Here is a 9,010-nt window from a genome sequence, read left to right as displayed (position 1 = left end):
GTGCGCTTCCATCCACTGGCCAAGCGACCGCGGTTGCCGGCCGCGCCAGGCAGCGAGTTCCTCGCGCGTCACCAGGTGCAGCGGGCGCGGCGTGCCGGCCTGCGCCGGGTTCGATCCTTGGGTTGTGCTCATGGGTGTTCCGTGGGGGCAGGGGATGCATCCAGCCAGTCGGCCAGCGCACCGAGATCGGCGACTTCCAGGTCCGGGCGCACATCGTCGCGCGGCCAGGCGCGCGCCTGGCCGTCGCCGTTGCGGCGGTTGATCCAGCAGGTGCGCAGGCCGGCGCGATGCGCGCCGAGCACGTCCATCTCGACGTCGTCGCCGACATGCAGGACGACACCGGGCTCGCACCCCAGCTGCTCGCATGCGGCGTGGAAGATGCTCGCGGCGGGCTTGGCCGCGCCGTGCTCGCGCGCGCCCAGCTGGAAGCGGAACACGTGCATCAGGCCGATGCGCTGCAGGTCGGCGTTGCCGTTGCTCAGCGCCGCCAGCGGCACGCGCGCGGCCAGTCGGTCGAGCGCATCCAGGCTGTCTTCGTAGTGCTCGACTTCGCAGCGCGCGGCGAAGAACGCGTCGAAAGCCGGCTGCACCAGCGCCACGTCGTCGCCGGCGGCCTCGAGCATGCGCTCCAGGGCGATCATCCGCTGGCGGGTGAAGTCGTGCGCCAGGTGCGGGTGCTCGGCCGCCACCTCGTCGCGCAATGTGCGCATCGCCTCCAGCGGGAAACGGGCGGCGGTCCGCGGCGCGTGTTCGCGCAGCCATGCGCCCAGGGCGTTCTCGGCGCGCACGATCACCGGCGCGATCGGCCAGATCGTGTCGTCGAGGTCGAGGGTGATGGCGCGCACATGGAAGCTCACGCGGTCATTCTATCGGTCGTGCGCATGGCGCGGGCCTACTCCAGCAGGCGCGCCCAGCCCTCGAGCCCCTCGACCTTGGTCAGGACGATCTTGACGCAGACCAGCAGCGGGACCGCGAGCAGCAGGCCGATGATGCCCCACAGCCAGCCGAACACCATCAGCGCCAGGATCAGCACCAGCGGCGAAAGCCGCATGCGCGCTCCCAGCACGATCGGCGTGACCAGCTGCCCCTCGAGCGTGTGCAAACCCAGGTAGATCGCGGCCGGCGCCAGCGACTGCCACAGGTCGTCGAAGGCGACGAAACCCATCAGCAGCATCACCAGGATGCCGATCAGCGGGCCGACATAGGGCGCGAAGTTCAGCAGCGCCGCCATCGTGCCCCACAACAGTGCTTCGTCGCCGGGGATGCCCAGCCAATACAGCGCGCCGGCCAGGGCCAGGCCGACCAGCGCATTGATCAGGGTGATGGTGAGCACGTAGCGCGACATCTCGCGCTCGATCGATTGCAGGATCTCCACCGTGACCCGCTTCTGCTGGCGGTCGGGCAGCAAGGCAAGCCCGTTGCGCTGCAGGTTGGCGCCGTAGACCATGAAGAAGAACGTCAGCAGCACCACCGCCAGCACCGAGGCGATCATGCGCGGTGTCGCGGTCAGCGCCTTGTACGGATCGTTGACCTCCGTGCGGACCACCTCCACGGGTCGCGAAGTGCTCTCGCCGCCGGCGGCGCGGGCGATGTTCACCGCGGCCTTGTTGGCTTCCTGGACCGGCTTGGTCAGGTCGCGCAACTTGGGCGCGAGCGAACGCATCTCGCGCGGCACCTGGCGTACCCATTCGCCGGCCGGCGCGATCAGCTGCTGCGCCAGCAGCCCGGTGCCGGCCAGGCCGGCGAGCAGCACCAGCAGCGCGGCCAGGAAACGTGGCACGTACAGTCGCCGTAGCAGGCGGATCACCGGATTGCCGACCAGGGCGAAGAACATCGCCAGCAGCACCGGCAGCAACAGACCCTGCGCCGCCCAGAGGGTGAAGCCGACCGCGATGGTGGCCAGTACCACCAGCGCGGTCGAGGCGCGCGGGCGCACCGGCGCCAGCGGGGGGCTGGGGCTGTCTTCGGCGTCGCCGGGCGTGGCGTTCATGGCAGGCCGGCTTCGCGGTAACGCCGCTGCGTGTCTTCGTGCGATGGATCCTGCGAAGCACGGGGCGCCGATGCAGCCGGGGCGGCATCGTCCTGCGCCACGTCGTCGGCCGCGTCGCTGGCCTCGTTCGCGGCCGCCTGCGCGCCTTCGGCGGCGAACAGTCCGGACAGCGCGGTCAGCAACTGCAGCGCGCCGCCGCCACCGGTGAAGCGGAAGGCGCGCGCCTGTCCGCTGAGGAAACCCGATGCCAGCCCGGCCAGCACGATCCGTCCCGGCGTCCACAGCTCGCGCCAGGACAGGCGCAGCTGGCGCCAGTCCGCCGCGGCCGCGCGTTCCTGCGCCTCGAGCGCGGCCTCGGCCTGCTGCACCTTGCGGATGAGCGCGTCGAAACTCATGGCGGCGTCACGTCGATACCCAGGCCCTTCTTCACCGGCTTGTCCTCCGTGGCTTCGGCGACCGCTTCGGCCGCGTCTTCGCCGGAAACGGGCGTGCCGGCGTCGGGCATCAGGCCGGCCAGTTCGCCGATGCCCAGGCGCGCGAGCTGGCGTCGCGTGGCCTTGAAGCGGGTGTGTTCGAAATAACGCATCGCGCCCCAGGCCGCCGCTACCGTCGCGCCGACACTCAACAGCGCGGTCAGCAGCAGCGCCAGCGTCCACGGCATGCCCAGGCCCCGGGTGAGCCCGACGATCAGCGTCGCCATCAGCAGCAGCCAGGCCGAGGCGCCGAAGGCGATCGCCACGCCGGTGAGCGCGAGGGTACGGCCGAACGCGCTGCGCGCCAGGGCGATGTCGGCCGATACCAGGATGCGGAACGCCTTGCCGGCGTCGCGCCCCGCGCGCAGCGTGGCGCGCGAGGTGGCGCCGAGCTCGCGCACGGCCTCGTCGATGCCTGGCGCCTTGTCGGGCCCCGGCTCGCGCTCCCCCGATTCGGACACGGCGCTTACTTGTCGCCGCTGCGCGCGAGCTTGGCGATGATCCAGCCGGCGGCGAAGGCGACGCCGAACGACGCCAGCGGACGCTCGCGGATCAGCTCCGAGGCGCTGTCGATCAGGTCGCGGCTCTTGTCCATCAGCGCGTCCATCTGTTCGCGGCTGGCCGCACCGGCCTGCTCGAGCGCGGCGATGCCCGACAGCGCGCTGTCGGCCAGGTCGCCCTTGACCTGGGCCTTGCCCAGGCGCATTTCCTCGCCCGCCGCGGAGGCGGCGCCCTTGATCGCCTCGCCCGCATGGCCGGCGGCGTCCTTGAGGTGGCTGCCGGTCTGGCCGAGGTTGGACTTCATGTTGTCGGTGGCGCTGGGTGGCATGTCGATCTCCTTGTGGTAGTCGTTCGTCTTCGGTTCGTCTAGCGCATCAGCAGGTCGCCGCGGTTGCCGCCGCGCATGATCCGCAGGACCAGCTGCTGCGGCTGGTCGGCGAAGGTCAGGCGGAAGCCGGCCAGGTCGTCGAAGCGTCCACTATTGGACGCGATGACCACGTCACCGCGCCGCAGGCCGTTGGCGGCGGCGCGGCTGCCGCCGGCCACGTCCTCGACCAGCACGCCATCCAGTCCGGCCTGGCGCTGGGCGGCGGGCAGCTCGGAGAACGTCGCGCCGGCCAGGCGTGGATCGATGCTGGCGCCGGGCAGGGTGCGCGGCTGCTCGCGCAGGGTCGTGGCCACCTGCATGGGCTCGCCGTCGCGGCGCAGGTCCAGGGTGACCTTCGCGCCGACGGCCTGCAGGCCTTCGAAGTTGCGCAGGGTGTCGCGGTCGTCGATGCGCTGGCCGTTGGCGGCCACGATCACGTCGCCGACCTGGATGCCGGCGGCCGCGGCCGCCGAATCCGGGTAGACGCGGGTCACGACTGCGCCGCGCGCGTCGTCCAGGCCCAGGCCGTCGGCGATGCGCGCGTCGACGTCCTGGGTGTCGATGCCCAGGCTGCCGCGATGCACTTCGCCGGTGGTCTTGAGCTGGCGCACGATGTCGCTGGCCAGGTTCGAGGGACTGGCGAAGCCCAGGCCGATGTTGCCGGCCATCGAGCCGCGCGGGTTGAAGCTGGCGGTGTTGATGCCGACCAGCTGGCCGTCGAGGTTGACCAGCGCGCCGCCGGAATTGCCCGGGTTGATCGAGGCGTCGGTCTGGATGAAGTTCTGGTAGCCCAGGCCCTGCAGCCCGGTGCGCCCGACGGCCGAGACGATGCCCGAGGTCACCGTCTGGCCGATGCCGAACGGATTGCCCACCGCGACCACGAAGTCGCCGACCTGCAGGCCCGAGCTGTCGGCCATCGGCAGCGCGGTGAGCGGCGCGCCTTCGGGCACCGGGATGCGCATCAGGGCGACGTCGGTGTCCGGATCGGAACCGACGAACTCGGCCTGCATGGTGCGGCCGTCGGCCAGGGTCACCGACACCTCGTCGGCGCCCTCGATCACGTGGTGGTTGGTGATCACCAGGCCTTGGGCGGCGTCGATGATCACGCCCGAGCCCAGCGACTGGTTGATCCGCTCCTGCGGGATGTTGGGGAACATGCGGCGGAAGAACGGATCGTTGGCGAACGGATTGTTGATCCGCACCCGCTGCTTGCTGTGCACGCTGACCACCGCCGGCAGGACTTTCTGCAGCATCGGCGCCAGCGACGGCAGCGGCGTCCCGGCCACCGCACTGGGCAGGGCGGCGGCGGCCGGCACGGTCGCCGCGGCCGGCGCGAGCGCCTCGGCGCGCGCTTCGCGCCAGGGGTGCTGCAGTGCGGTAGCGGCGAAGCCGCCGAACGCGGCGGCGGCGACCAGGGCGAGGAAAAGCGGGACGGGACGCATCCTGAACATGATCCTTTGCAAGGGGTGAAGGGCCGGTTTCGAAGCCTTCGCTCGACCAGCTTATTCAGTTTCGGCTGCGACCGCCGAACCGGTCCTGAAGTTTCCCGGAAAGGGTTTTGCAACGGTTGACAGAATGCAGGGTCGCGGATAGCTTGGGACCCCGGCTCGCCACAACATGTTGGGGTCGGTTCCGCGGCGGGGTCCCAAGTCATGGGGTTACGCGAATCGGGCGCCATCAACGGCAAACGCGCTCGAAAGCGGCCAGGCAAGCGCCTGACAAACACGAAAAGCCACAAAACAAGACGCGGCCGATCCGCGCACGACGAGGGAGTAACGACGGGATGAGTACAGTGCGGCTGGAGGCGGTGGCCCCTACGGCGGAAGGCATGCAAGGCGAAGACAAGGCGATCCCGATGCAGCCGGCGTCCCAGGACATCTGGGACAAGAAGTACCGCCTGAAGACCAAGGCCGGCGAGCCCGTGGACGCCGACATCGACGGCACCTACCAGCGCGTCGCCCGTGCCCTGGCCGACGCCGAGCCGACCGCCGAGCTGCGCAAGTACTGGAACGACCGCTTCGTCTGGGCGCTGCGCCGCGGGGCCATTCCCGCCGGCCGCATCACCAGCAACGCCGGCGCCCTGGAGCACAAGCCGGCCACCAGCACCATCAACTGCACCGTGTCGGGCACCATCGAGGATTCGATGGACGGCATCCTGGACAAGGTCCACGAGGCCGGCCTGACCCTGAAGGCCGGCTGCGGCATCGGCTACGAGTTCAGCACCCTGCGCCCGCGCGGCGCCTTCGTCGCCGGCGCCGGCGCGTACACCTCCGGCCCGATGTCCTTCATGGATATCTACGACAAGATGTGCTTCACCGTGTCGTCGGCCGGCGGCCGCCGCGGTGCGCAGATGGGCACCTTCGACGTCAGCCACCCGGACGTGAAGGACTTCATCCGCGCCAAGCGCGAGGACGGGCGCCTGCGCCAGTTCAACCTGTCGCTGCTGATCACCGACGGCTTCATGGAGGCGGTGGAGAACGACGGCGACTGGCCGCTGGTATTCCCGATCAACCAGAAGGAAGCCGGCGACCTGGACCTGGCCGACGCGGACAAGGTCGTGTGGCGCGAGTGGCCGACCAGCCGCAACTACATCACCCGCGACGACGGCCTGGTCGCGTGCCGCATCTACGGCCACATCCGCGCCCGCCACCTGTGGGACATGATCATGGTCTCGACGTACGACTACGCCGAGCCGGGCTTCATCCTGATCGACCGCGTCAACGAAATGAACAACAACTGGTGGTGCGAGAACATCCGCGCCACCAACCCCTGCGGCGAGCAGCCGCTGCCGCCGTACGGCGCCTGCCTGCTGGGCTCGGTCAACCTGACCAAGTTCGTGCGCAAGCCGTTCACCGACGAAGCGGCGTTCGACTGGGAGGAATACCGCGAGGTCGTGCGCGTGTTCACCCGCATGCTCGACAACGTGGTCGAGGTCAACGGCCTGCCGCTGGCCGAACAGCGCGCCGAGATCCTGCGCAAGCGCCGCCACGGCATGGGCTTCCTCGGCCTGGGCTCGACGGTGACCATGCTGAAGATGAAGTACGGCTCGAAGGAGTCGTGCGAGTTCACCGAGCAGATCGCCCGCGAGATGGCCGTGGCTGGCTGGGAAACCGGCCTGGCGCTGGCGCAGGAAAAGGGCCCCGCGCCGATCATGGACGAGGAGTTCGAGGTCACCGCCGCGATGCTGCGCAAGCGCCCGGAGATGAAGAAGGACGGCTGGAAGGTCGGCCAGAAGATCGCCGGCAAGGTCCTGCACGCGCGCTACAGCCGCTACATGCAGCAGGTGGCCACGGTCGCGCCGGAACTGGTCGAGGCCCTGGCCGAGCACGGCTCGCGCTTCACCCACCACAGCTCGATCGCGCCCACCGGCACGATCTCGCTGTCGCTGGCCAACAACGCCTCCAACGGCATCGAACCGTCGTTCGCCCACCACTACAGCCGCAACGTGATCCGCGAGGGCAAGAAGAGCAAGGAAAAGGTCGACGTCTGGTCCTACGAGCTGCTGGCCTACCGCGAGCTGGTCAATCCGAAGGCGATGCCCTTCGCCGAGGACGCCGCCGCCCGGCTGCCGGACTACTTCGTCTCGGCCGACGACATCACCCCGAAGGAGCACGTCGACGTCCAGGCCGCCGCCCAGAAGTGGGTGGACTCCTCGATCTCCAAGACCGCCAACGTGCCCACGGACTACCCGTACGAGGACTTCAAGGACATCTACCGCTACGCCCACCAGCAGGGCCTGAAGGGTTGCACCACCTTCCGCTTCAACCCGGCCGCCTTCCAGGGCGTGCTGGTCAAGGAGGCGGACCTGGAGAACACCCTGTACCGGTTCGAGCTGGAGGACGGCAACCTGGTCGAGGTCAAGGGCAACGAGCAGATCGAGTACGACGGGGAAATGCACACCGCCGCCAACCTGTTCGACGCCCTCAAGGAAGGCTACTACGGCAAGTTCTGACCGGTCCTGGCCCGGGTCCGGGGGATGCATACACGCCGCCCGCTTCGCGCTACATTCCGCGTGCGGGCGCCCCGCCCGCAACAGACCTGACGAGGAAGCACCATGAGCAACGGCAATGGGGTCGCCACGACCCTGACCAGCGCGGCAGAGGCCGTCGCCGAAACGGCGAAGAAGGTCGGCGGCAAGGTGACCAAGCGCGCCGGCAAGGCGGTGAAGTCGGCGAAGAAGACCGCGAAGAAGGCGACCACCGCGGCGAAGAAGGCGGTGGGCACGGCGAAGAAGAAGCTCGCCGCCGCGAGCGCGGGCGCGAAGAAGGAAGCCGCGGCGCTCAAGCGCAAGGGCGCCGGCAAGAAGACCGCGAAGAAGGCTGCGAAGAAGGCCGCGCCGAAGAAGGCTGCGGTGAAGAAGGCCGCAGCGAAGAAGGCTGCTCCGAAGAAGGCCGCTGCAAGGAAGGCCGCTCCGAAGAAGGCCGCGAAGAAGGCTGCCCCGAAGAAGGCTGCCCCGAAGAAGACTGCAAAGAAGGCCGCGAAGAAGGCCGCGAAGAAGGCCGCCAAAACGTAGGAGCGGCGGACGCCGCGACTCGATTCGCCCCTCCCGATCGGGAGGGGCACTTGGAAAGGAAACAGGATCCCCCGTCATGGCCGTCAAGATCGACAAGAAAATCAAGGGCTACGCCGTCGTCACCCCCGAGGACAAGGCGAAGGCACAGGCCGAACCGGTGTCGCGTGCCGCCGCGGAGGCGCAGCTGCCCACGGCGGACGTGATCCAGATGCACGAGCGCATCGAGCGCCCCGAGGTGCTGATCGGCAGCACCTACAAGATCAAGTCGCCGCTGGTGGAACACGCCATGTACGTGACCATCAACGACATCGTCCTCAACGCCGGCAGCGAGCATGAGCAGCGCCGTCCGTTCGAGATCTTCATCAACTCCAAGTCCATGGAGCACTTCCAGTGGATCGTCGCGCTCACCCGGATCATGTCCGCGGTGTTCCGCAAGGGCGGCGACGTCACCTTCCTGGTGGAGGAGATGAAGGCCGTGTTCGATCCCAAGGGCGGCTACTTCAAGGCCGGCGGCGTGTACATGCCGTCGCTGGTGGCCGAGCTGGGCAGCATCGTCGAGGACCACCTGAAGTCCATCGGCATGATCCACGACCCGGAAATGAGCCCCGAGCGCCGCGCCCTGATCGCCGAAAAGCGCGCCGCGTTCGAATCCCGCTCAAAAAAAAACACTGACGTGAACGCTCCCTCTCCCGCGCCAGCGGGAGAGGGCCGGGGTGAGGGCAGGTCCGAGGACATCGCGATCACCGGCGACGGCGCCAGCTTCCCGCCGTCGGCGACCATGTGCCACAAGTGCAGCAACAAGGCCGTGGTGATCATGGACGGGTGCGCGACCTGCCTGAATTGCGGCTATTCCAAGTGCGGATGAGCGGGCGGGGCGGTTGAACGGCGGGATTGACGCCGCCCCGGCCCGGCGCGACGCTGGAAGCCCCTGACCGCGGAGTGCGCCATGTCCGAGCATGTCTACAAGTCGATCGAGCTGACCGGTTCCTCGCCCAAGGGCAGCGACGACGCCGTGCGCGTGGCCCTGGCCAAGGCCGCCGAGAGCGTCCGCGACATCCGCTGGTTCCAGGTGCTCGACACCCGCGGCCACGTCAAGGACGGCAAGATCGCCCACTGGCAGGTGACGGTGAAGATCGGGTTCACCGTCGACTGACGCGGCCGTCCGC

Annotated in this window: 10 protein-coding genes; 4 read left to right on the top strand and 6 right to left on the bottom strand. The window is 69.1% G+C overall.

Features of this window, described 5'->3' with window-relative positions; genetic code table 11:
* Positions 1-128 precede the first annotated feature (128 nt).
* Genes QAA18_RS08035 through QAA18_RS08010 form a run of 6 tightly spaced genes read right to left on the bottom strand, consistent with a single transcriptional unit; the run spans position 129 to position 4,773 of the window.
* Positions 129-857, bottom strand: coding sequence for an HAD-IA family hydrolase (locus QAA18_RS08035; protein ID WP_279412421.1), 729 nt, complete (start codon positions 855-857; stop codon positions 129-131).
* A gap of 35 nt (positions 858-892) precedes the next feature.
* Positions 893-1,990 carry an AI-2E family transporter gene (locus tag QAA18_RS08030; protein WP_279412420.1) on the bottom strand — a complete coding sequence of 366 codons (1,098 nt, stop codon included), beginning with the start codon at positions 1,988-1,990 and terminating at the stop codon, positions 893-895.
* Positions 1,987-2,385 (bottom strand): hypothetical protein, encoded by a 399-nt coding sequence (locus tag QAA18_RS08025; RefSeq protein ID WP_279412419.1) that lies wholly within the window; start codon positions 2,383-2,385, stop codon positions 1,987-1,989. The genes QAA18_RS08030 and QAA18_RS08025 overlap by 4 nt, the downstream gene beginning before the upstream one ends.
* A complete protein-coding gene (locus tag QAA18_RS08020; protein WP_279412418.1) occupies positions 2,382-2,924 on the bottom strand; it encodes a phage holin family protein in 543 nt (180 codons plus the stop codon). The genes QAA18_RS08025 and QAA18_RS08020 overlap by 4 nt, the downstream gene beginning before the upstream one ends.
* A 5-nt stretch (positions 2,925-2,929) precedes the next feature.
* Positions 2,930-3,292, bottom strand: coding sequence for a hypothetical protein (locus QAA18_RS08015; RefSeq protein ID WP_279412417.1), 363 nt, complete (start codon positions 3,290-3,292; stop codon positions 2,930-2,932).
* Positions 3,293-3,330: 38 nt separating this feature from the next.
* Entirely contained in the window at positions 3,331-4,773 is a 1,443-nt protein-coding gene (locus QAA18_RS08010; RefSeq protein ID WP_279412416.1) for a Do family serine endopeptidase, read from the bottom strand.
* A 341-nt stretch (positions 4,774-5,114) separates the two neighbouring features.
* On the opposite strand from QAA18_RS08010, the gene QAA18_RS08005 reads away from it, so the two are divergent.
* From QAA18_RS08005 to QAA18_RS07990, 4 genes are all read left to right on the top strand, one after another.
* Positions 5,115-7,283, top strand: coding sequence for an adenosylcobalamin-dependent ribonucleoside-diphosphate reductase (locus tag QAA18_RS08005; RefSeq protein ID WP_279412414.1), 2,169 nt, complete (start codon positions 5,115-5,117; stop codon positions 7,281-7,283).
* Positions 7,284-7,385: 102 nt separating this feature from the next.
* Entirely contained in the window at positions 7,386-7,844 is a 459-nt protein-coding gene (locus tag QAA18_RS08000; RefSeq protein ID WP_279412412.1) for a hypothetical protein, read from the top strand.
* 76 nt (positions 7,845-7,920) lie between these two features.
* Positions 7,921-8,709, top strand: coding sequence for an NrdJb (locus QAA18_RS07995; RefSeq protein ID WP_279412410.1), 789 nt, complete (start codon positions 7,921-7,923; stop codon positions 8,707-8,709).
* Positions 8,710-8,790: 81 nt separating this feature from the next.
* Positions 8,791-8,997: a dodecin gene (locus QAA18_RS07990; RefSeq protein ID WP_279412408.1), complete on the top strand. Its 207-nt coding sequence runs from the start codon at positions 8,791-8,793 to the stop codon at positions 8,995-8,997.
* The last annotated feature ends 13 nt before the right edge of the window (positions 8,998-9,010 follow it).

Origin of the sequence: Luteimonas sp. 8-5, from assembly GCF_029763755.1 — a bacterium.
Classification (GTDB): domain Bacteria; phylum Pseudomonadota; class Gammaproteobacteria; order Xanthomonadales; family Xanthomonadaceae; genus Cognatiluteimonas.
The sequence above is the reverse complement of the archived record's forward strand: the minus strand, read 5'-3'. Positions and strand labels throughout refer to the sequence as shown.